This window comes from Amycolatopsis sp. 2-15 (genome assembly GCF_030285625.1).
GTDB lineage: Bacteria > Actinomycetota > Actinomycetes > Mycobacteriales > Pseudonocardiaceae > Amycolatopsis > Amycolatopsis carbonis.
In genome coordinates this window covers 6,366,131-6,387,779 of the sequence record NZ_CP127294.1, presented here as the reverse complement: position 1 = coordinate 6,387,779, position 21,649 = coordinate 6,366,131, and the positions used below count along the sequence as shown (strand labels likewise).

Sequence of the window (21,649 nt, the reverse complement as noted above, 5' to 3'; positions counted from 1 at the left end):
TCCCCTCCTCAGTCCGCGACCGGCAGCGCGAGGTAGTGCAGCGTGTTGACCGGCATCTTGAAGATGTTCACCGGGCTCGACGCGAACGACGGGGTGGAGAACCACCAGGCATTGCGCATGAAGAACGTCTCCCCCGGCTGCACCACGTCGTCGTAGACCTTCGACCAGAACGACGTGGTCTTCTCGATGTTCGTGCCGGCCGGCAACGACTGGTGCCACCGCTCCCGGAAGTACGAGTGGTCATCCGACGGGAACGCAGCCGCCGGGTCGCCGGTCTTGCTGCTGGCCATGGTGACGCCGATGTTCCAGTCGTTGCCCGGAACCTGCCGCAGGTAGATCACCGGCGCGACGGTCCAGAACGTGATGTGCTGCGCCCGGCACGACACGTTCTTGTAGGCGATGCTGGCCGAGGTCATGATCAGCGACCAGTCCGCAACCTTCCCCAGCGGCGGGGCGACTGTCCACCCGCCGAAGTCCGCCCGGCCACGCTTCGCGCCGAGGGCGGCCCAGTCAATCCCGAGTGAGCCACCCTCGACCTTGAAGCCACATCCGTTCACGCAGACGCTGGGCACTACTCCCCCTCCCCGTCATCGTCGTCGGGCAGGTTCAGACCGGGCAGGAGCGTGTTCAGCGCCGAGGCGGGCAGCCCGAGCTTGGTGAGCTTCTCGAGCACCGTCTTGCGCGCCGCGTCGAGCCTCTCCAGCTCCTTGCGGGCCTCGGCGTCCGAACCCGCGGTCAACGCGTCGAGCGCCTTCTGCGCCGCGGCCATCCCGGCGTCGTAGACCTGCTGGGTGACCTCTGTGGCGCCGGCGGGCAGGATCAGCTCCTGCCCGGCCGGGAGGTCGAGCTTCGCGAAGGCGGGCTTGCCGTCCTGCTCGGTGTAGCGGTAGTAGTGCGTAGCCATCTGGTTCCCCTGGGTTGTTACGCCGGGCCGAGGTACAGCGCGGACAACCGCGTGTTCGTTCGGCCGGGCATGGTCGTGCGGGTCGCGCCGGACTCCTGCTGGAAGTACAGGGCGAGCACGTCGCCCTTCTTCAGGACCAGCGAGTCGGTCCAGGTGATCCCGGGCGAGATGTTCGCCGTCGGGAACTCGACTGGCGGGGCAACCGAAACGCGTGCGTCCACGGACGCATCGCCGGCCTTGCCGAGCCACGCGAACAGGCGCGTCACGGGCGCGGGCACGTCGACACGCACCAGCATCGAGAACACAAAGGCGCCGTCCCACGGGATCTCGATCCCCGGCCCGAACAGCGGGCCGTCGTCGATCGCGTCCCAGTTGATCGCCGTGGGTGTCCCGTCGGGGATCTCCTGGGCTTTCGTCTGGTACAGCAGGTGCCACGACATCGGGGCCGCGGCGGTGCCGTCCTGGACGAACAGGCCGTCTTCCCGGGTCGTGAGCGCGTTCCCGGCGTCCTTGGACAAGCGCACGTCGCCGGACACCACCGCGGGGTCCTGGCCCTGCGTGGACAGGTCCAGCGTGGTCGTGTCCTTGACGTCGACAGCCGGCCCGGTGTGGGCGAGGCTCACCGTGTACGGGTTGGTGATGGGGGTGCCGTCGCCAGTGACGACGACACCCTCACCAGCCGTCACGGCGCACGTGCAGGCAAGGTTCTGCCCGCTGTTGCAGCCGCAGCGAGGCATCTACTCGCCCTCGCCCTCTCCGGCACCGTCCTCGAAGGTCTCGGTGTCGTTCACGGATGCGGTCACGGTCACCGCCCCCGCTTCTTCGGCGCCGGGCCGTCCTCGCCGCCGCCTTCGCCCTCGCCGTCGCCGAAGTCGTCCGGCTCGCTCTGCGGCTTGACCGGCTTGTCCTCGGGCGGGTCGGGGATCTTCGACAGCTCCTCGATCTTCTTCGGGTCCGTGACTTCCTTCCAGTCGTCACCGAGCTTGAAGTCCGGCAGCCACACGACCGGCGTCGAGATCGTGACGGTCTGGCCCTTGTCGTTCTGGAACACGCGCGGCGTGCCGTGCATGAGCTTGTCGAACACGTCCGCGGCAAGCTCGATGATGTCCTTCGGGATGTCCTTGATGCCCTTGGGCAGGAACACCGGCCGGCCGAGCTTGTCGACCAGGTTCTCGATGAAGTCGATCGGGTTACTCATCAGTTGCCTCCCCAGGCGGTGACACGGTGCCGAGCCTGGAACAGGGTCGACTTCCCGTCGTACAGGTAGACCGCCAGATACGCGCCCATGGTCATCGTGACCTTGCCGCCGGGCGGGATGGTGAACGTGACGGGCTCGTGCGCGCCCATCGAGTCCCACATACGCGGCCCGTTCTCGACGTTGTGGTCCTCGAACTGCTGGTGCGACTCGACGTCCATCGTCACGTCGCCCTCGATGTGCAGGCGAGTGCCCATGACGGTCTTGACGTTGCCGTTGAAGATGCGGAACTGGCAGTGCTCCAGCTGGTTGTCCACCACGACGTGCATCGGCAGGACCGGGCTCGGGTTCACGAACTCCAGCGGCGGGGCCTCGGCGATCTTGTGCCCCGTGCCGTCGACCGGGACGTTGAACGTCGAGATGTCCACCTCGTCGGTGATCGAGGTGAGGGCGATCTCGGCGGTCTGGAAGAACTTCTCCGGCACGAACAGACCGTTGTCCTGCGCCTTGAGCGCGTTGCCCTTGTCGGGCGAGACGATCACGTCGGCGGTGACGGTGCCGTCCTTGACGGTGGTCGTCGCGGTCGGGGTCTTCCCGCCCTGCAGCGGTGCGCCCCCGTCGCCGCCGCCCGCCGGGGCGGGGACGAACAGGCCATCGTCGTTGGCCTTCAGGACGTTGCCGTCGGCCGCGGAGATCTTCGTGTCGCCGGTGACCTTGTTGCCGTCCACGGTCGTCTTGATCGTGGGCGTCTCGCCGCCAGTGACCGGGGCAGCGTCGCCGCCGCCGGCAGCGGGGGCAACGTACAGGCCGCCGTCGCCGTCGACGGAGAGCGTGTTGCCGTCCTTCGGGGACACCTTGACGTCGGCGGTGACCTTGCCGGCGTCCACGGTCGTCTTCGCCGTCTGGGTCTCGCCACCGGCGATGTCCGACGGGCCACCGTCGCCACCGGCCGGGACGTACAGGCCGTCCGGTTCGGCGGTGATGGCGTTGCCGTCCTTCTTGGACACCTTCGCTTCGGGCGTGACGGTGAACGTGCTGCCGTCGGCGTCGACCTTGTTCACCGCAGTGGGCGACTCGCCGCCCTTGACGGTGGCCGCCGGGCCACCACCGGTGCCGGCAGGGACGAACAGACCGCCGTCGTCGCCGAGGGCGATGGTGTTGCCGTCGTCGCCGGACAGCTTCGCCTCGAAGACGCCGTTCTTCGGGTCGTAGGTGAGGCCGTCGCCGGCCGAGACGCACTTGCGCATCTCGTCGCAGTCGACCGCGCCGCCGCCGTCGCCAGCGGGCACGTACAGGCCGCCGGCACGGACTTCGAGCGCGTTGCCGTCCTCGTCCGAGAGCTTGACGTCGGTCGTGACCACGCCGTCCTTGACGGTGTCGGCCGCGGTCTCGGTCTCACCGCCCTTGAGCGTGGGAGCGTCGCCCTCGCCCGAGCCGGTGCCGCCGACGCCGCCGCCGAAGCTGACGATGTACGGGTCTTCCCAGGTGCCCGAACCGGTCAGATCCGCGCCAGGGCCCGCCTCGATGCGGGTCTCCGAGCCGTCGGCCGAACGGCAGTCTTCCTTGCGGACAAGGAGACCGTCACCGGCGACGGAGAGAAGGTTCTCAGGGTGCTTGGAGATCTTGACGTCGGTGGTGACCACGCCACCAGCCGAAACGATGTCCTTCGCGGACGGCGTTTCACCGCCCTCGACGTTCACCGGCTTGCCGTCGCCGCATCCGCAGCCGCAGCCGTTATTGCCCAGGTATGCCATGGGACGTTTGAGCCTTTCGGTTCGGGTTCCCCCACCCGATGCCGCCCATGACTATGCGTAGATCGTACTTGGCCGGTGGCCGGCTACAGGCCCTGCCACTCGGAGTCGACGACATATCCGAGAGCCGCGGTCAGCTGCGCGAGCGCGGCGGCCAGCGGACGCCACTCCTGCGCGAGCCGGGTCATCTGCTGGCTCTGGTACGTCGGGTCCGGGCCGCGGTCCTTGATCGCGACCATGACGGTGTCGACGGCGTTGTTGATCACGTCGAGGTTGCTCGCCCCGATGTCGGTGCCACCCATGTTGTGTCCCCTCTCTTACTGTGCTGGCGGTGTGCCAGCAAGCTCTACTTCGGTGCCCGTCTCCGGGTGGGAGAGCACCACGCGCCCATCCGTCGTCTGCTGCAACAGCCAGCCGCCGAGCGAGTACGACCGCGCCGCTTCCAGGCGCCGGATCTGGTCCTGCATCCGCTGCAACAGCGCGTCGAACGTCTGCGGGGAACGCCCCAGCGAGCTACCCAACGCCACCACTCCCCGTCAGCTGCTCGGACAACGCGGTCCCCGGCGCCAACGTGACCGCGCCCCGTTCCCCCTGGTCCGGGCTCACCGTCACGTCGAGCTTGGTGAGCACGAGGTTCTGGTTGACCTCGCGGCACGTAGCCGACGACCACACCGGCACCTCCGTGCCCGGCACGAGCTCGTCGATGTCGACCGGCGCGTCCGGGGCAAGCTGCACCCCGTCCGGGACGGAGATCACCAGCGGCGGCCACCGGTTGGTGTCCACTTGGGCCTGAGCGAGCGTCTGCGCGTCGAACTGGGTAGTGACGGTCTGGTCCTGGTAGATCTGCTCCAGCAGCCCGTAGTACGGGTCTGTGCCCCCGGCAGTGGCGGTCACGGTCTGGCCGGCCACGTAGGCGCGGGTCACCGCCGACAGCCCGTCCTCGACGACGGTCAGCTCATCCATGAAGTCCTTGTCTTGCAGCATCGCCGTCCGGCTCAGCGGCTTCGGACCGAACAGCACCAGGCGCCGGCCGAGGAACGTCGCGTTCAGCGGGCCGCGCGTGAGGTTGCGCAGCTCCGCGCCCACCATCGACTGCAACGCCTTGAAATCGCGGGAGCCGTACACGCCGCTGGGGATGGCTTCGAGGAACGCGAGGATGCAGGTTTCGTCGTCGAAGTCGCCATCGGGGTGGGTGAGGCCGTGCTCGATCAGCTTCACGGCGATGTCGGTCAGGTCGCCGGTGAGGGTCATGTCCGCGCGTACGGCGCGGAAGTCCAGCCACGCCCACCGGTCGCGAGCGGCGATGGTGGTCTCGCCCGCACCGAACACCGGGCGCACGATCGGCCCGGACCACACCTGCCGGTTGTTGCGCCAGATCACCAGCTCGTGGCGCCACGAACGCATGTTTGTCAGCAGGTCGCAGCAGGAGCCGGCGCGGCCGACGGTGACCAACGCGGACGAGTAGGTGTCTAGGGCCCGCCCCCACGACAGGGCGGTGATGTCGTCGAGGTCGACGAGCTTCTGCCCCTCGCAGCGGTCGTAGATCGCGGCCTTGTGGTCGCCGCATCCAAGTTCGGCCATCACAGCTCCCTCGTGATGGTCGAGATGGTCAGGCTCGCCAGCGGGTCGATGTAGGTGGTGTCGACGTCGGCGCAGATGGTGTGCTTGACGCCGCAGGACAGGGTGATGTGCTCAAGCGGGCCGCCGCCGGACCCGTACACCTGGGTCGAGGCGTTGGTTTGCACGAACCCCGGGCACCGCAGCGTCGACTTCCCGGTGACGCCGTCGATGGTGAGGTAGCTGTTCGCCGGGACGTAGGTGATGTAGTACGTGCCCAGCGCCGCGCACTCGTCCAGCTCCGCGGCGGTCTTGTCCTGCGGGTTCTGCCACACCCGGACCGACAGGTTCCGCAAAGGGGCTTCCCCGGAATACACCTCAATCCGCAGCGCCGAATCGAGCCACGCGGGGACCTTGTTCGAAGGGATGTCGATGCACTGGCGCACGACCGTGAGCGGCAGACACACGCACGCCGCCGACGCGGCCGGCAGCCGCGGCGGAGGCGGAGGCGGCGGGCACAGCTCGTCGGCGACGCACCCGCGCAACGGCACGTTGCTGCCGGGCAGGCAGTCGGGATTGGCTGGGTCACACTCGTCGAGGTCGTTCCAGGTGATGTTGCAGACCGCGTCGTCGGTGGGCAGCGGCCACGGCTGGGCTTCGACCACCGACATGGGCTGGCGCCACATGTACGGGTCCGTCGAGATCTGGAACGTCACCTGATAGACCGGCCGCGCGCCTTCGAGACACATGCCCTGGTGGAACCCGGGCGCCACGGCGACGACGTCTGGGCCAGACACCAGCGCCGAGTTCTTCAGCGTGCGCAACTGGACGTCGGTGTCGTACACGGGGTCGCAATCGTCCTCCCCGCCGCCTTCACCCTCCCCGTGCTCGCCTTCACCCTCGCCGCGGCAGCCGATCTGACTGGGGCAGCACGCGAGGAAACACAGGTCGTCGCCGTTGCAGCCGGCGCACTGCGAGCCGAGCAGCGCCGAGCGCAACCACACCAGCCCGTAGTCCGCGCCGCACTCGTCCTGCGCGAACAGCCAGCCAGTGACGGTGAGGGTCTTGTCCTTGGCGCGCAGGCACCCGCGCACGGCGCCGTCGCCGATGCGTTGGGTGATGGTGCGCTCGATGGGGGTGTTGTACAGCCCGTCGATCTTCTCGATCCACAGGCCGGCGAACCCTGTCGAGCGCGGGTCGCTCTCGTCGTACCAGGGCGCCGGGTCGAGCTCCGGTGTCGTGTACGGGGCGTCGTCGATCGCGTCCGGCAGCGTGTCGCAGAAGCACTGCCCTTGGAGGGTGCCGCCCGCGCCGCTGTCGACGAGATAGGACGCCGTTCTGGTGTTGTTGGCGATCTCGTTGCCAGCGAAGGTCAGATAGGTCTCCAGCACTGCTCTACACCACCCCTGCGGCTGCGACGTCGAGCCGCGCCTTCATCAACGCGACCGTCGCGTGTGGATCCGTCGCCGCGGTCTGCACGTGGAACACCGGCGCGAAGGTGGTGGATCGACTGTTCAGCACCGACGTACCCACCCGCCCAGGGCCACCACCCACACCAGGCAACCCAGCCACCAGCGAGCCCGTGTCGGCACGGCCGCCGCCGAGCCGGGGCATCGGCAGACCCCCGGCCATCTGCCCGTTCATGCCGCGCAACGCGGTGCGCCCCAGGCTCTTCGACGCAGCCATGACGTGCCGCGCGTGCTGGTCCATGCCGAGCACGAGACCTTCGCCGATGGAGTGGCCGATCTTCGCCATCTCCTTACTCGGGCTGTTGATCCTCAGCACGCCGGAGATCGCACCGATGATGCTCGAGCCGATCGAACGCACCTTCCCGAGCAGGCCGCCGAGCGCACCGGTGATGCCGCGTCCGAGGCCCTCGACCACGTCGCGCCCGGCCTGCACGAGCAGGGCGCCGAGGTTTCCGAGCGCGGAACGGATCCGTCCCGGGATCGAGGCGGCCACACCGGCCACTGTGGACAGTGCGTTGCGCACGGAATTTGGCAGCAGGTTCCATGCTGTGTCCCAGAGAGAACGCACCGCGGCGACGCCACGATCGATCAGGCCGCGGACAAACGAAATCCCGTTCGTCACGAACCCCGAGATCGCGCTCCACGCCTTCGAGACGGTGTCTCCGATCGACGACCAGGTGCTGTTCCATCCGGCGATCACGTTCGAGAAACCGGTGATCAGGCCGGTGATGAAGGTCACGGCAGCCGACATCGCGCCGACGGCGCCGTTGATGATCGGCGACAGCGCCTGCCACGCAGCCATGAAGAGCTTCAGGACCGGGATCGCGTTCGAGGCGATGAAATTCGCCAGCAGCGGCAGGGTTGCCGTTGCCAGTTGCGCCAGCGGCGGCACCAGCGGAAGCACGGAGTTCAGGACCATGACGATGGCCTGGCCGAGCTGCTGCCACACCGGCGCTAGGGCCGCGGTGACCTGCTGGAGCGGCGGGAGCAGCTGCTGCGCGACCTGCGCCAGCGGCGGCACCAGCGCCTCGATGATCGACGTCAGCGGCTGGAGGATGTCCACGCCGAGCTGAAGCAGCGGCCCCAGCAGCGGCGTCACCGCCGTGAGCAGCTGCCCGGCCGAGACCACGAGCCGGCTCAAGATCGCCGCTACCTGCGGCAGGATCGGCGCCAGGGTCGAGGCGAACACCGACGCGAACTGCCCCAGCACCGGGCCCAGGGACGCCAGCACCTGCCCCAGGGAGCCGCCGAGGACCCCGACGAGCTGCCCCAGCGGGCCGAGAGCCGGCGCGATTCCGCGCAGCGCCAGCGCGAGACCTGCCCCGAGAGCCTGGATCCCGGGTGATGCGGCCTGCAACGCCGCGCCGAGCGACTGGATCACAGGCACCAGCGCGGGCCCGAGGGTCTGCACGAGGTCCGACGCCGCCGGCGCGAGCACGGTGCCGATGACCTTGGCGATCTCGATGATGACCGGCATCGCCGCGGCGGCAGCAGCTCGGATCGAGGTGAAGAACGACCCGAGGGCCGCCTGTCCGGACACCGACGCAAACGCCGCGTTGACCTGTCGGAGTCCTTCGAGCAGGCCGCCGAAGAGGCCCCCGCCGCTGGCGGACCCGGCTTTGAAGATCGAACCGATGATCCCGCCGACCTGCGCGGCGAGGTCGCCGAGTTGTCGCAGCGCGCCGAGTGCGCCTTCGATGAAGGTCTGAAGTTGTCCGGTCTCGCGCGCGGTCGCGATGAAGGCGCCGAACCGCTGTGCGGCCCCAGCCAGCCCCGCGGCCAGCGCGGGCAGAAACCCCGACCCGACCGTGGCGAGGTCTCCGAACGCGGAGATCACCGGCGCGATCGCTGGGACGAGGGCGTCGGCTGCGCGGGCGATGTTGTTGAACAGGGCGGTGAAGTTGCCGGTGTTCGCCTGCTGGCTGAGTCCCTGGAACAGCGCCTGAAACTGGTGGTTGAGGCTCGTGGCGACGCGGCTCAACCCAGACGTCAGCTGGGGAAGCAGCACCTTCGACACGCGAGTGATCTGCTGGTCGATCCCCGCGAACAGGTTCTGCTGGACGGCGGTGCGGATCGAGGTCAGCGCGGGCCGCAACGCGAGGAACGATTGGACGGCGGAGCGTGCCGAGGGGGCGAGCTTGGCGAGGGCCTGGGCGAGCTTGTCGGCGTCGCCGGTCATGCCCGCCTTAAGCGCGTCGCCGACGCCGCTGAAGCCGACGGCGAGCGTTGCGGCGGCGACTCCGGCGGCGGCGAGGGCAGCGGGAAGCAGCGCGATCGCTCCGGAGGCCTGCGCGACCACTCCGACCAGCGCTCCGAGGCCGGTGCCGAGCACTGAGATTGCGCCGGTGAGGGCGGTGACGGTGGCGTTGGTGCGGAGGAACGACGCGGCGAAGGAGGCGATGCGGCCGGCTCCGCTGCCGATCGCGCGGCCGAGCCGGTCGGAGAAGCTACGGCCGGCGTTGTCGCCGCTCTTGGCGAACGACTTCTCCAGGTCCTTGCCGATGTCCTCTGCTGGGCGGCGGACGGCGGTACGCAGGCGTGAGGAGATGTCGTTGACGTTGAGTTCGACATCGACCCGAACACTGCCCAGGTTCGGTGTGGTCACTACTCCCCTTCACAACCGCCGCAACTGCACGCCGACATGGAAAGTCGGCGTTGCGCCGGTTGCGCCCCCCAGCGCAACCAACCACAACTGTACCGATCAAGATCTTTCTACTTCGACAAGGACGGCTGCTGAGTCATGGCAGCCATGAACGCCTGTCCATCGGCCTCGGCGGTGGACCAGAAATCGTCTCGGTCCCGGCTCGCCTGCGCCGCGATCGGCTGGTTCAGCTGCGACTCGATCCGGAAGCGGTCTTTCTCTTCCTGCGCGGAGGACATCAGCACCGAGTAGGCGACGTTCAGCGCCCGATCCATGGGCAGGCCGAAGAAGTCGATCCCTTGCAGCAGCAACGTCCCGTCAAGCTCATCCCAAGTCGTCGCAACCCACGCGATCAGGCGGATTGCGACGTGGTAGGGCGGCCCGACAGCTCCTCGACGGCCCACTCGATCACCGGTGTGAGTTCGTCGATGGCCAGCTTCCCGGTGCGGATCTTCGCCGTCAGCGCCCGGTAGGTGTCCTCGGTAAACATCGCCTGCAACATCTCGAGGAACGCCGACGTCAGCTTGACGTTGTCCTTGGCGTCCTCGGCCTGCGCGAACTCGGCAGACAGCACCGCCAATGCGTCCCCGGAGGTTTCACCGTTGATGTGGTAGATCGTCGAATCGCCGGTGAGCTTGAACGGTACGTCGGCCTTCTTCTTGCTCGACCCGGCCCGCCGCGCCGCCACCTTGAATGTCTTCACTGCCATGGTTCCCCTTCTCTACTTTCCGCCCGAGGGCTTCTTGCCCGTGACCAGCTGTACGGCGCGCGTCAGGAATGGCCGGCCCCGCACCGCCCGGACACGCTTGGCGAAGATCCATTTCCCCGACTTGTCCTTCCAGGCCAGGAACTTCTTCCGCCGCGGCACGATGGGGCCGTGGCCCTCGTGCACGATGCGGGCGTATCGGGCGCTGAACCGGATCCGCGCGTCGATGCGCGGGTACTTCGGCCGCATCTCTACCGAGCCGGACTGCCGCAGCCGGCCGGTGTCGACCGGTGCGAGCTGTGCCGCGACGCTCTGGACGGTGCTGCCGATCCGCACCATCTGCCGGTACGTCGTCGTCGACGTCCGCGTAAGTCCTGCCGGACCCGCGCGACGGTTCAGCCCCGCCTCCCCCCTCCCGGGGCTGAACGAGGTCGCATCAGTCCCAACACCCGAGCGGGACTGATGCGACCTCCACAAACGCGACACCCAGCCCCGTTCACTCCGCGCCGCGCGGACTGAACTGGCCTTTGCGAAACACGGCGCCCCGAGAAACACAACGGCCCACCACCCGAAGCAGGGCGGTGGGCCGTTCTACGTGACCGCCGGCCTACCCCAGCGCCTTCGCGAACGTGTCGACGGACCCTTCATCGAGCCCCGCAACTCCCCACAACACCGGGGCGTCCCCCGTCCGCGTCGGCCCAACGGCCTGATACTGCTTCACCCACGCGTCCCTCTGCGTCGCATCGGTGAACACCGCGACGAACACCAGGCCATCCCCAACCTGGCATCGCGCCGCGCCCGCGGTTCCGTCCTTCGCGGCCGGCGCCGTCGTGCAGCCAGCCTTCTCGAGCATCGTCTTCAGCTCGGCGAGGTGATCCCCGTCGGCCGGCGCGGACGGTGCGGCACTCGTCGTCGATGCGGGTGCGCCCGACGAGGCAGGCGCACCCGGCAGACCCGGCACAGGCAGACCGGGCAGCGACGACGGGACAGGCAACTGCGGGACACTCGGCAGCCCCGGCAGGCTCGGCAACGACGAGCTACACGCGGAGAGCGCGACACACGCCCCGACGACCAGGGCCAGACGAACGAACCTCACGCGCCATATTGAACACGGCCCACAGTGGACACCCACCACCGGAGCACTCCTCCTCGCCGGGGTTCCCGTACGGGGCAAGCGTTTCCCAAGATCACGACCAACGAAAAGACCCCCGCACCCCGTTGCACTGGGGTACGGGGGCCTCGACCTCCGGGACAGACAGCTCTGCTACTGGTTGCGAGCGACGTCCCACGCCGCCTGCCCAGGGTGCTCAAGCCGCTGCCAGTCATCCGCGTGGATCCGGTCGAAGTCGGACTGAGACTCCCGCAGGTTCGCGGCGAAGTCGTTCGCCACCCCGTGGAACTTGTCGAGGGCATCGGCCATCGCCGGCTCCAGCCGCACGGAACCCTTGCCGGCCTCAGCGACTCGCTTCATGTACTCGCCGTAGCTCTCGGTGGCCGTGGCTGCGTCCCCGAGCGTCCGGTGAAGCTCCTTCGCGGACTCGAAGTGCTCCACGGGCGCGCTGGCGGCCTCGACGAAGCCGGAGAAACGACCTGCGGAACCGCCGGTGCTGGTTCCGGTGGCGTCGGCGGTGCGGACGACGCGGTGCTTGCCGGTGGGGGCCATGGTTTCTCCTGTTGCTCCTGCGGAATTGGTGTCGTTTGGCCTGTTGACCATGTTATCAGGATGGTCCGACTTTGTTGCGTCGTCGGTTTGTCCATGTTTTCCGGTGTTTTGTTCGAGCTTGTCGATGTCGCGGAGTGCCTTGGCGGTGGGCTGGTGTTGGCGGGCTGGGTCGCCGTTTGTCCACTTGGGCTGGCGGGGCTTGTGGAGGTTGCGGAGTTTGTCTGCGACGTCGCCGAGGTTGCGGGTGTTGTTCGGGCTGGTCGGGTTCTTCTTGCCGCCGGTGGTGTTGTTGCCTCGTCCCTTGGTGTTGCGTCCGGTGCTGTTGGTGCGGTTGCGGCCGAGGCCGCCGAAGAGGCCTTTGCCGCCGTTCCGGCCACCGCCGCCGCTGGCGCGGCCGGTGGTGCGGCCGGTGGCGCGTCCGGTGCCTCGTCCGGTGGTGCCGCCACGTCCTTTCGTGCCGGCGGTGCGTCCCATGAGCCCTCCGAGGCCGTCGGCGCGGCTCTTGCTGCTCTTGCTGCCGGTGGCGCGGCCCTTGGGTGCGCCGCTGCCGGGTCGGGAGCTGCTCTTGGTGCTTCCGGCCGGGCGGGGGTTGGCGGTGCGCTTGGAGCGGAGCTGGGAGGCGATGCCGCCGCCTCGGGAGCGCTGCATCGCGGCGGCTGCGGCGCGGCGAGTGCCGAGGCCGGTCTTCTTGCCGCCACCACGGCCGCCGCCACCGAACATGCGGGACAGGGAGCCCCCGGCGCGTCCGCGTGAGCCACCGATGCCGCCGCCCTTGCCGCCGCGTCCGACGAGGCCGGAGAGCCCACCGCCGCGACGCGAACCACCGCCGCCACCGCTGGTGGTGCGCGTGGTGCGGGTGCTGCCGGAGCGGGAGCCGAGGATCCTGCCGCGCTCGCGTCCGCCCTTGGAGCGGTCGGCGGCCTTGCCCAGCGCGTTCGCAGCCTTGCGGAGGCCGAGGCGGGCGGAGATGCCGGGGCCGAACTTCTTGACGGCGTAGGTGCCGCCGACGGTTCCGGCGGTGATGGCTCCGGCGGCGAGGAGCCCGGTGGGGCCGAACTGGGTGCCGATGGTGGCGCCCCCGGCGACGGTGGCGGGGACAGCGACGGCGAGCGCGCGCGGGGACTTCCAGATCTTCGGCTTGGCCGGAGCGGGCTTGTCCGGGGTGGGGATCTTCGGATCGGGCTTGGTGTTCTTGCTGTTGGCGCCGGTGCTGGTGGTGTCGGCCATCGGGTTCCTTGGGGGCGTGGTGGTGCTCCTGGGTTACTGCTGCGGGTAGGTGTACTGGGCGGGCTGCTGCTGGACGGGCTGCTGGGCGGGCTGGGGCTGGGAGTTGAAGGCGTAGCGGGCGTAGCGGCCGGTGACGAAGTCGGCGGCGGCACGGGCGTCCTTGAGTGCGTCGAGGACGGTCTTGCGGTCGTTGTCGTCTTCGCCGTCGTGGCCGGCGCCGTCGTCGATGGCGGGCTTGCCGTCGATCTCGGGGAGGTATTCGTCGAGGTTGTTGACCAGCTGGTCGAAGAGGTTGGCGAAGTTGACCCACGCGGCAAGGGCCTTGTGCGGGGTCATGGGCGTGGGCTGGGTCATGGGGTTGCTGGTTCCTTCGTGGTGTGGGAGGTGAGCGGCGGGGCGGGTATCGGGAGCCCGCCCCGCTGGTGCTCTGCTCTCGCGTGTGTTGGTGGTGGGTGTCGCTGTCGGGGGGCTTTAAGCGGCACTGATAGTGACTATACACTGCCGATCGGACTTTGCGCAACATACCGCAACAGAGCTACCACACCATCATCACCCTGACACTGCGGATCGCCGACTATTACGTGCAGCTCATCGACACTGCACGCATGAGAAAGGCCCGCACCCCCCACCAGGGATGCGGGCCCACTTCACAGCTCCACCAGCTATAGCTGTCCCCACGCGGACGAACCCGAAACGCCACGTCCGCGCTCACTGGAACGCACCGCAACTCTACCGTTCCTGCCGCAACCGCCGCACTCGGCCGGGGGCTCGCCGGCTGCGGTCAGCGCGGGGCTTGCACCAGGCCGGCGCCGACGTCGCGAGACGGCGCCTCCAGCCGGCGCGCGAACCCTTGCAACCGCGCCCACAGCTCCCACCCGCGTGCCCCGGTCGCCTGCGCCAGCAATGCCGCGACCCCGGCGACGTGCGGTGTCGCCATCGACGTGCCCGACAGCGTCCGGTACCCGCCGATCCACGCCGAGAACACGTCCACGCCGGGTGCGGCGACATCCACGGCGCCGCCGGACAGGTTCACCGTCATGTTCGAGAACGGTGCCACCGTGTCGTCCTGCCCGATCGCGCCCACGGCGAGCACGCTCGGGCAGTTCGCCGGATGGCCCACCGGAGCGGCGAGGCCCTTCATGCGGTCCGAGTCGTTCCCAGCGGCGGCGACGATCAGCGTCCCCGCCCGCAGCGCCCGGGCGGCGACTTGCTCGAACACCACGGAGTAGAACTCGTCCGGCCGCACCGGCGACCCGAGGGAGATCGACACGACGGCGCACTTGTGCCGCACCGCCCACGCGATCGCCGACAGCACCGCACCGTCCTGCCCCTCGCCGGCCTTGTCGACGGTCTTGGCGACGTACAGGTTCGCCTCCGGCGCGACCCCGTAGCCGGGGAACACCTCGAGCGTCCGGGGTCCGGTCGCGATGCCGGCGCAGTGGGTGCCGTGGCCGATGACGTCCTGCGTTGTCTCGTCGGCCACGAACGACTGTGCGATCCCGAGCTTGTGGACGAAGTCGGGGTGTTCCATGTCGATTCCGGTGTCCAGTACGGCCAGCCGCACACCTTTTCCGGTCGCGCGCGTTGCGGCGGCGCCGACGGCCTGCAACCCCCAGGTGAAGGGCAGGTGCGGTACCTGGAACTCGCCGCTGTCCTCCCCCGCCCCGGTCGCCGGCGGCGTAACCGGCCGCACCCGCAGGGTGCGTTCCGGTTCGACGTATGCGATTGGCCCCGGTTCCCGGGCGCCGCGGGCGAGCGCGGCGGCCTGATCGGGGTCGGCGTTGACCACGGCGACGTCCAGATCGGACAGGTAGAACCCGCGTGACGCCCGATAGGAGCGGCGGGCGGTGATCGGGCCGGACACGTCGGCGTCGTTGCCGACGCGAATTCCGGCCCGCTGGTGTAACTCACGGATCCCGTCGACCCCGGCGTACGGGTGCATCAGCACCAGATGCCGAGCTGGCACGGCAGGAGCAGGTGTTTTCCCCTCACGACTCACCGGGTCAGTATCGGTTGCGCTCGGTTGCGCCCCGCAGGCGGGCGCGCACACAGGGTCAGCGGGGGGTCAGCATCTCGGGGTGCACCGTGACGACGTTGATCGACAGCGACGCGGCCACCTGCTCGCCGGCGGATGCATTGACGAGGATGGTTCGCCGTGGTCCCGCGCTCGACACGATCCGCGCGTCGATGTCGACTGGTGTGCCGGCCTGAACGAACCGGTGTGCCTCGAACACCAACCGTCCCTTCGGGACCCACCGCATCATCGGCCGGTGCGTGGTGGCCTCGATCAGGCGGCTCGTGGCGTCAGCCATCGCCGTGCCGAGCACCGCGACCGGCAGCGCCGGGTAGCCCGGGAAGTGCCCGGCACAGTCCGCCGGGGTTGCGGTGACGGTCGCGGTGAGCGACTGGGCACCGACGTTCACGCTGGTCAGCTCCAGTCCCTGCGCGTAGGGACTAGTACTGCAACGGCAGTTGGTGGTGTTGTGGTAGATCATCCTGGTGGTGGTCGATGCGGTGATGTCTCAGCTGGACCGGGTGCATGAGCGGATCGCGGACCTGCCCGTCCGGGCGTGGCGGCGGTTGTCGGTCGGTGCCGGCGCGCACGAATATGACTGGGCACGGGTCCCGATCCGGATTGGCTGGCAGGCCGGGCGCGGGCACTGGCTGCTTGCCCGCCGCTCACTCTCGGCTCCGACCGAGATCGCCGACTACGTCTGCTACGGCCCCCGCCGGTTCACCCTGTTGGATCTGGCTTGGATCGCCGGGGCCCGATGGCGGATCGAGGAGTGTTTCCAGCAGGCCAAAAACGAAGCCGGGTTGGATCACTACCAGGTCCGGTCTTGGCGGGCGTGGTATGCCCACATCACCCTGTCGATGCTCGCCCACGCCTGGCTCGCCGTATTCAAATCCCTTGCCGTGAAAGGGGAACTGGTGTCGACGGGCCAGGCATGATCGGGTTTACGCTACCGGAGATCCGACGCCTGCTCACCAAACTCATCCTGCGTGTCGCTGACGCAGTCGACCATGTCTGGTCCTGGTCACGCTGGCACCGCCGACGACAACACCAAGCCCGCCTCAGCCACTACAAACGCCGCGGCTACCCACTCACCTAACTGCGGTTGCGGTACTAGCCCGCGCGTACTGGAACTTCAGTCGCGCCCATAGGCACGTCGCGCAACACCTGCGACCGCGGGAGCATGCAGTTCTGCCTCGGCCTTAATGTCGGCAATCGTCTGCGCAGCAAGAACCTTACGCCAGGCCAGCTCGGCGCGGTGCATTGATGTGTTCACAGCGCAGGCGTAGCGGAACGAGCGTGCTGGAATGTTCGCACCCATGCCCTGCTTGCGGATCTCCGTGCACTGGAAGACCGGTTCGGGTCCCTCGATCGCGACCACCACATCCATCAGAGTGATCTTGTCAGCGGGTCGCGCCAACCGGAATCCCCCTCGCGCACCAGGCAACGACTCAAGGAGGCCCGCTTTGACGAGGGCCTGCAGCTGCTTGTTTAGATATGCCTGGGGCAACTCGTAGCTGGCCGCCAGGCGCGCCGTTGAAACTGGCTCACCGTCGTCCACCCAGGCGAGCGACAGGAGCACATGCGCCGCCCACTCGACCCCCTGGTTCATCCGCATAACCCCGAACCTAAACATCCCGGATAACTCATGTCAAGGTTCGAGCGGACGCCGACACTCCACATCGTAAGAAGAGATCCATACCGATCCATCTCGAGGCCGGAGCCTGCTGGGTTCAGCATCGCTACTCAAAGGTCATGAGCCCATGCCACCTTCGCGAAGGTCCATTCAGCTCGCTGCCGCGTTAGCCCACCGGAGCTTCGGGCGGCTGCAATACACCGGCGAGCGACGTCTCATGCCTCGGGGGGATTCGGTCGACGAGCATCACGAGACGTCGCCTGGGAGCGCCGCTCCGCACTGCCCGATGACGATCGACCGGAGGGGGTGTGCGGGCAAAGACGCCCTCACGGCCAGGAGCTCGATCAGTTTGGTGGCTGCAGCATCGCGACCTCAGGCCGGGTCGAGCACGAAGTCGTCGCGGACCTGATCGCTGCCGTCTTCGTTTGGGGTCACGTCGAGGGATAAGCGCGTCGTTGACTGCCGTGGCGATTTCGTCTTCGACGCGCGAATTCGCGCACTACCTCGGAGACGCCGACGGTGACGGCAAGCGCGCCACTGTCAATGTCGTCGATCGGTCTGAAAACCTGGCCGTGCTCCCGGAGGATCGCGTTGGCATTGGCAGGAAGCGCAGCAATCAGCGACACTCGCGTCGCAGGACTCCGGCCACCAGCCCGAACTCCCGGACTGGTGGTCGGAGAAGCCCGACGTCGAAGATCTCCTCCGGCAGTGCCTGCACCTGGTCGGGGGCAGCATCTCTGCCTTGAGGACCAGTTCGATTCCTGGAAAGTCCCGCAGCGGCACCCGGGCAATCAGGGCAGCAGCTCGTACGTGGCCGCTCCCGCGAACCCAATCGCCACCCGGCCGACGTCACCGTTGGCGATCCCGGACGGCATCCACGGCTGCAGTCCTCATCGAGGCGAGCACGGCCCTGGCCTGCTCGAGGTACCGTAGGCCCGCCACCGTAGGTTGCACCTACCGTGCGTGTGGTGCGGACCAATAGTTGGATGACAAGCCCGTCCCGAGCAGTTTGAACTGTTGCGACAACGCAGGTTGTGCGACGTGCAGCGGATCAGCATGCCCTACCGAAGCGGCACTATTCGGTGACGGCTATGAAATGCCGGAGATGCCGCGACTCCGTCTGGATGACAATCGACGACTGGCCCCTGATCCAGGATCAGCTGGCTTGTGCACCGGCCACCTCCGCTTTCGGCCCCGCCTGGTTCAGCAACTCCGCGGGGTCGTCCACCGGCGGATAGATCCACTGTTCGTTGATCGCGTGCTTGAGTTCCTTCGCAGCGTGCCCGGTCATCTGCACGTCGCGGTCCCAGCCCGATGTCACCACCGCGCCCGCCGGTCCCAAAGAAAGGCAGGTGGAGTAGGGGGCCGTCTCGAACCGCACGAGTTCCTCGCCGAGAAGATCGGCAGCCGCGTTGTGCCCTGCGAACCTTCCTTGCGGGAGTGCGTGCTGGCAGCTCTGCATGACGACCCGCCCTTCCGCAGGGGAAACAGCTGCCGCGGTGTCCCCTGCGGCATACACGTCCCGAAGTCCACGCACCCGCAGATACTCATCCACATCGAGTCGGCCGAGTCGATCCTTGTCTCCCGGGATGAACGAAGTGAGCGGACTGGCCGTCATGCCCGCTGTCCACACCACGGTGGCAGCTGGAACCGCTGTCCCGTCGGACAGTCGAACCTTGTCCGGCGCGACCTCTTCGACGCTGACCCCGAGCCGCACCTCGACATCGAGTTCCGCCAGGGCCTTCTGAATCGCCGGGCGGGGTCCCTCGCCGAGTTCAGGACCAATGGCGTCCTGCCGTTCGACAAGCACGACCCGGACCTGATCGGTCGGCGCCAGGTCCTTCAGCCTGGCAACGAGCTCGGTCGCGATCTCCAACCCGGTGAATCCCGCGCCGACGACCACTGCGGTGAACTGACCTGGCTCGGCCGCGCGTTCCGGAAGGCGACGCAGATGAGCATCCAGTGTGGCCGCGCCGGCCAGAGTGTCGATGTCGAAGAGGTGCTCGGCGCCGGGCAAACCGGGCCGGACGACCTGGCTGCCCGACGCGAGCACCAGTCGGTCGTAGCCCAGCTTGGATGTGGTGCCATCGCGCCGAATTGCGGTGACCATCCGTGCGCCGGTGTCGATATCGGTCACCGTGCCGGCAACCCGACGGACGCCGATCGGCCCGAGCACCCGGTCCAGCGGCACCCGCATGCGGTCGGGATCAGCTTCGTAGAGCCGCGGCCGGATGACCAGATCGTCACCGGCGCTGATCACCGTGACTCGCAACTCCTCTTCAACCAGCCCCCGTTCCTGGCGCAACTTGGCCGCGCTCGCCGCGCTCCACACTCCCGCGAACCCGCCACCCACAATAAGGACATTCTTCATCCAGGTTTTCCTTCCATACGTCTCGAGCAAAGCACGAGATGAACCACCCCCAGACACGGTCGCCATAGTGGACTCTATTGAACGTGGATATTTACTGTCAAGATTCTGGCCCTTGTCGACAGGGCGACACAACTCTCTGGATCGGCCCCCTGAAGCCCAGGACGTTGAGCAGGTGCCAGGACTTCCAGCAGTTCGGAACCCCTGGACCTGGCCACCTGGACGAGCCAATCCGCGCGGCGCTGCGCATCATACGCACGCACCCAGGCAACGAGCTGAGAGCGGACGGTGTCGCCCGAGACGTGCGGCTGGACTGGGCCCGGCTGCCGGTCCGGATCAGCTGACGCCCCCCGACGTCACCGTCGTCGCCGACCACGTCTGGACCTGGTCCCGCTTCCGCCGCCGACAACAACACCAAGCCCGCGCCGGCCACGACAAAAGACGCAGCACCCGCTCATCCAACTGCCGTTGCAGTACTAGAACCGGTTTCAGTCCCGGTGTCGGGTTGTGCATGTGCAAACATCCGCTCGGACACCGGCGCCTTGAGCACGTCGTTGGAGAGGGAGAACGCCGCGAGCGCGACGCCGCCGGCGCGCAGAAGCCCTGCGGCGGTCGCCTTCCTCGACGTGGGGAGTGCGGCCGTAACGCGTCCGGTGAGCGCTCCCTCGCGGCGGGCGTCATCGGGGGCGAGGGACGCGGCGGCACACAACCCGAGAATGGCCATGTGCCGCCCCGCCTCGCCCAAAGCAATCGGCGACACCACCCCGGTCACCAGCTGCTCGACAGGGAGCTCGCAGGTCGCGGTGCCGGGTTCGTCGATCCGGAGACCACGCAGCGCGTAGTAGGGCTTGCGGACACAGATGCGGGGAAAGGTGGCTGCCTCGGCAGTCAGGGTTTCGGTCACGTGGTCCGAAGGTTCCACAACCCGGTTGCGGTTTCAGCCGCCGTGTGGGGCTCTGGGTTGCGCCACTGGGTGAAACCGGATGTTGCGGAACGCAACTTGTCGTCACCGGCCGGGCGCGGGCGGGGAACCGCGGAGGACGCCAGGTACTCGGCGATGGCGTCCTCCGGGTCCATGTGCGCCCGCGGCGGCTGTACCCACTTCCCGCCGGTCATTCCTTCGCCATGCTCTTGAACATCGCCTGGTTGCGGTAGTCCGCCACCGTCACCGGCACACCGGACTGGCCCTTGCGCTGCTTCGCCAGGATGATGTCCACCTCGCCCGTGCGCGCCTCGTCGTACTTCCCGGCGTCGTGCAGCAGGAAGATCACGTCGGCGTCCTGCTCGATCTGGCCCGAGCCGCGCAGATCGGACGACTGCGGCACGCCGCCGGTGCGTTCCTCGGCCTTACGGTTGAGCTGGGCGACGGCGATGATGATGCACTCGAACTCGTTCGCCATCTGCTTCAGCGCCGTGGTGACCTCGCCGATGGCCTGGTCCTCACGGTCTCGACGGGGCAGGTCCATCAGCTGGATGTAGTCGACGACGGCCAGGCCGGGGTTCCCCCACTGGTGGCGCATCTGTGACAGCGTCGAGCGGATGTGCGCCAAGCTGATGTGCGGGGTGTCGTCATAGAACAGCAGCGACCCTTCCGCCTCGTACTTGGCTGCGGCCTTGACGAGCTTGTGGCGTTGGAAGTCATCCAAATCCACCTTGCCCTCGGCCGAGCCGAGCGGCACCCCGGCCAGCGCCGCAAGGTCACGCTCGTAGAGCTGGCGGCGGGTCATCTCGAGCGAGAAGAACACGACCGGCAACGACTTGTCGAAGACGTAGTGGCGGGCGATCTGCGCAGCGAAGACGCTCTTGCCGACACCGGAGCGGGCGCCGACGACGACCAGGCCACCGACGTTGACGTTGAGCAGCTCGTCGACGTCGATCAGGCCCGTGGTCATCGCCGACGGCGACTGCTGGCCCCACGTATCGAGGATGTCGGTCAGCAGCCACGAGTCGTCCGACACCGACTTCAACGAATCCGCCGCCGAGCCGGCGACCTCCTGCATGAACGCCGCGTACGCGGTATCGGTCGCCTGTTGCAGCCGCTCGGGATCGCCGATCGCGAACTGCCGCACCCGCTCCGCGAACTGGAACGCCGCGCGCCGATCCGCCGCGCCCTTGACGATCTCGGCGTAGTAGGTGGCGTTCGTCGCCGTCGTCACCCGCGCGAACAGGGTGTGCAGGTAGTGGCCCTCGATCTTGCCGAGCAGCCCGACCCGCTGCAGCTCGCCCATGACCATCACCGGGTCGATGCCGGTCTCCCCGGCCTGCTCCAGGCGCACAATGGCGCTGAAGATCGCCTGGTGCGCGCCGGAGAACATGTGCTCCGCGGAGATGATCCGCTGAACCTCGGAGATCGCCGCCGAGTTCATCGGCACCGACTCGCCGCTGCTGGCCTTGCGGCTCCAGGCGCTCATCATCGCGCCCAATACGACCTGCTCGGCCTCGCGCTCAGCTTCGTTCGGCATCCACCCCTCCGGGTCGACACTCGACCCGTCCTGTGCGATGCTCTCTTCCGGTGTCA

22 protein-coding genes and 1 pseudogene are annotated in these 21,649 nt (G+C 68.1%); 1 reads left to right on the top strand and 22 read right to left on the bottom strand.

All coding sequences use genetic code 11. The features are described from left to right. Window positions 1-8 precede the first annotated feature (8 nt). From QRX50_RS31690 to QRX50_RS31605, 18 genes are all read right to left on the bottom strand, one after another. The gene (locus QRX50_RS31690; protein ID WP_285966784.1) at window positions 9-572 is read right to left on the bottom strand and encodes a hypothetical protein; all 564 of its coding nucleotides are present in this window, start codon (window positions 570-572) and stop codon (window positions 9-11) included. Further along, window positions 572-904, bottom strand: coding sequence for a hypothetical protein (locus QRX50_RS31685; RefSeq protein ID WP_285966783.1), 333 nt, complete (start codon window positions 902-904; stop codon window positions 572-574). The genes QRX50_RS31690 and QRX50_RS31685 overlap by 1 nt, the downstream gene beginning before the upstream one ends. Before the next feature lie 17 nt (window positions 905-921). After that, window positions 922-1,590: a hypothetical protein gene (locus tag QRX50_RS31680; protein WP_285966782.1), complete on the bottom strand. Its 669-nt coding sequence runs from the start codon at window positions 1,588-1,590 to the stop codon at window positions 922-924. Window positions 1,591-1,709: 119 nt separating this feature from the next. Then, window positions 1,710-2,102: a hypothetical protein gene (locus QRX50_RS31675; protein WP_285966781.1), complete on the bottom strand. Its 393-nt coding sequence runs from the start codon at window positions 2,100-2,102 to the stop codon at window positions 1,710-1,712. Continuing rightward, complete coding sequence (locus QRX50_RS31670; protein WP_285966780.1) at window positions 2,102-3,853, bottom strand: hypothetical protein; 1,752 nt, start codon at window positions 3,851-3,853, stop codon at window positions 2,102-2,104. Before QRX50_RS31670 ends, QRX50_RS31675 begins: the two co-directional genes overlap by 1 nt. Before the next feature lie 83 nt (window positions 3,854-3,936). After that, a complete protein-coding gene (locus QRX50_RS31665) occupies window positions 3,937-4,152 on the bottom strand; it encodes a hypothetical protein (RefSeq protein ID WP_220238671.1) in 216 nt (71 codons plus the stop codon). 15 nt (window positions 4,153-4,167) lie between these two features. Continuing rightward, complete coding sequence (locus QRX50_RS31660) at window positions 4,168-4,371, bottom strand: hypothetical protein (protein WP_285966779.1); 204 nt, start codon at window positions 4,369-4,371, stop codon at window positions 4,168-4,170. Next, on the bottom strand, window positions 4,364-5,431 hold the full coding sequence (locus QRX50_RS31655) for a hypothetical protein (protein WP_285966778.1): 1,068 nt from the start codon (window positions 5,429-5,431) through the stop codon (window positions 4,364-4,366). Before QRX50_RS31655 ends, QRX50_RS31660 begins: the two co-directional genes overlap by 8 nt. After that, a complete protein-coding gene (locus QRX50_RS31650; RefSeq protein WP_285966777.1) occupies window positions 5,431-6,798 on the bottom strand; it encodes a hypothetical protein in 1,368 nt (455 codons plus the stop codon). Before QRX50_RS31650 ends, QRX50_RS31655 begins: the two co-directional genes overlap by 1 nt. A gap of 4 nt (window positions 6,799-6,802) precedes the next feature. Beyond that, window positions 6,803-9,481, bottom strand: coding sequence for a phage tail protein (locus tag QRX50_RS31645; protein WP_285966776.1), 2,679 nt, complete (start codon window positions 9,479-9,481; stop codon window positions 6,803-6,805). 107 nt (window positions 9,482-9,588) lie between these two features. Next, window positions 9,589-9,828: a hypothetical protein gene (locus tag QRX50_RS31640; RefSeq protein WP_285966775.1), complete on the bottom strand. Its 240-nt coding sequence runs from the start codon at window positions 9,826-9,828 to the stop codon at window positions 9,589-9,591. 41 nt (window positions 9,829-9,869) lie between these two features. Continuing rightward, window positions 9,870-10,226 carry a hypothetical protein gene (locus tag QRX50_RS31635; RefSeq protein ID WP_285966774.1) on the bottom strand — a complete coding sequence of 119 codons (357 nt, stop codon included), beginning with the start codon at window positions 10,224-10,226 and terminating at the stop codon, window positions 9,870-9,872. A gap of 12 nt (window positions 10,227-10,238) precedes the next feature. Further along, a complete protein-coding gene (locus QRX50_RS31630) occupies window positions 10,239-10,562 on the bottom strand; it encodes a hypothetical protein (RefSeq protein WP_285966773.1) in 324 nt (107 codons plus the stop codon). A gap of 268 nt (window positions 10,563-10,830) precedes the next feature. Beyond that, the gene (locus QRX50_RS31625; protein WP_285966772.1) at window positions 10,831-11,319 is read right to left on the bottom strand and encodes a hypothetical protein; all 489 of its coding nucleotides are present in this window, start codon (window positions 11,317-11,319) and stop codon (window positions 10,831-10,833) included. 168 nt (window positions 11,320-11,487) lie between these two features. Further along, window positions 11,488-13,113, bottom strand: a complete 1,626-nt coding sequence (locus tag QRX50_RS31620; RefSeq protein ID WP_285966771.1) for a hypothetical protein — start codon at window positions 13,111-13,113, stop codon at window positions 11,488-11,490. Window positions 13,114-13,146: 33 nt separating this feature from the next. Continuing rightward, entirely contained in the window at window positions 13,147-13,467 is a 321-nt protein-coding gene (locus tag QRX50_RS31615; protein WP_285966770.1) for a hypothetical protein, read from the bottom strand. 427 nt (window positions 13,468-13,894) lie between these two features. Further along, entirely contained in the window at window positions 13,895-15,079 is a 1,185-nt protein-coding gene (locus tag QRX50_RS31610; RefSeq protein WP_285966769.1) for a S8 family serine peptidase, read from the bottom strand. An 88-nt stretch (window positions 15,080-15,167) separates the two neighbouring features. Next, entirely contained in the window at window positions 15,168-15,608 is a 441-nt protein-coding gene (locus tag QRX50_RS31605; protein ID WP_285966768.1) for a hotdog family protein, read from the bottom strand. 37 nt (window positions 15,609-15,645) lie between these two features. Here QRX50_RS31605 and QRX50_RS31600 point away from each other — a divergent pair. Next, window positions 15,646-16,065 (top strand): annotated as a pseudogene (locus QRX50_RS31600) (transposase family protein); the annotation flags it as partial. A 197-nt stretch (window positions 16,066-16,262) separates the two neighbouring features. On the opposite strand, the gene QRX50_RS31595 reads toward QRX50_RS31600, so the two are convergent. The 4 genes from QRX50_RS31595 to QRX50_RS31580 form a co-directional block, all read right to left on the bottom strand. Beyond that, a complete protein-coding gene (locus tag QRX50_RS31595; RefSeq protein ID WP_285966767.1) occupies window positions 16,263-16,745 on the bottom strand; it encodes an RrF2 family transcriptional regulator in 483 nt (160 codons plus the stop codon). 1,174 nt (window positions 16,746-17,919) lie between these two features. Then, the gene (locus tag QRX50_RS31590) at window positions 17,920-19,134 is read right to left on the bottom strand and encodes an NAD(P)/FAD-dependent oxidoreductase (protein ID WP_285966766.1); all 1,215 of its coding nucleotides are present in this window, start codon (window positions 19,132-19,134) and stop codon (window positions 17,920-17,922) included. A gap of 451 nt (window positions 19,135-19,585) precedes the next feature. Next, window positions 19,586-20,035, bottom strand: a complete 450-nt coding sequence (locus QRX50_RS31585; protein ID WP_285966765.1) for a hypothetical protein — start codon at window positions 20,033-20,035, stop codon at window positions 19,586-19,588. 208 nt (window positions 20,036-20,243) lie between these two features. Beyond that, window positions 20,244-21,593 carry a replicative DNA helicase gene (locus QRX50_RS31580; RefSeq protein WP_285966764.1) on the bottom strand — a complete coding sequence of 450 codons (1,350 nt, stop codon included), beginning with the start codon at window positions 21,591-21,593 and terminating at the stop codon, window positions 20,244-20,246. Between the last annotated feature and the right edge of the window lie 56 nt (window positions 21,594-21,649).

Excerpts from the sequence above, each read along its gene's own strand:
- QRX50_RS31685 (WP_285966783.1), bottom strand. The coding sequence starts at position 904 with ATGGCTACGCACTACTACCGCTACACCGAGCAGGACGGCAAGCCCGCC.
- QRX50_RS31675 (WP_285966781.1), bottom strand. The coding sequence starts at position 2,102 with ATGAGTAACCCGATCGACTTCATCGAGAACCTGGTCGACAAGCTCGGC.
- QRX50_RS31670 (WP_285966780.1), bottom strand. The coding sequence starts at position 3,853 with ATGGCATACCTGGGCAATAACGGCTGCGGCTGCGGATGCGGCGACGGC.
- QRX50_RS31665 (WP_220238671.1), bottom strand. The coding sequence starts at position 4,152 with ATGGGTGGCACCGACATCGGGGCGAGCAACCTCGACGTGATCAACAAC.
- QRX50_RS31655 (WP_285966778.1), bottom strand. The coding sequence starts at position 5,431 with ATGGCCGAACTTGGATGCGGCGACCACAAGGCCGCGATCTACGACCGC.
- QRX50_RS31635 (WP_285966774.1), bottom strand. The coding sequence starts at position 10,226 with ATGGCAGTGAAGACATTCAAGGTGGCGGCGCGGCGGGCCGGGTCGAGC.
- QRX50_RS31630 (WP_285966773.1), bottom strand. The coding sequence starts at position 10,562 with ATGGTGCGGATCGGCAGCACCGTCCAGAGCGTCGCGGCACAGCTCGCA.
- QRX50_RS31620 (WP_285966771.1), bottom strand. The coding sequence starts at position 13,113 with ATGGCCGACACCACCAGCACCGGCGCCAACAGCAAGAACACCAAGCCC.
- QRX50_RS31615 (WP_285966770.1), bottom strand. The coding sequence starts at position 13,467 with ATGACCCAGCCCACGCCCATGACCCCGCACAAGGCCCTTGCCGCGTGG.
- QRX50_RS31605 (WP_285966768.1), bottom strand. The coding sequence starts at position 15,608 with ATGATCTACCACAACACCACCAACTGCCGTTGCAGTACTAGTCCCTAC.
- QRX50_RS31595 (WP_285966767.1), bottom strand. The coding sequence starts at position 16,745 with ATGCGGATGAACCAGGGGGTCGAGTGGGCGGCGCATGTGCTCCTGTCG.
- QRX50_RS31590 (WP_285966766.1), bottom strand. The coding sequence starts at position 19,134 with ATGAAGAATGTCCTTATTGTGGGTGGCGGGTTCGCGGGAGTGTGGAGC.
- QRX50_RS31580 (WP_285966764.1), bottom strand. The coding sequence starts at position 21,593 with ATGCCGAACGAAGCTGAGCGCGAGGCCGAGCAGGTCGTATTGGGCGCG.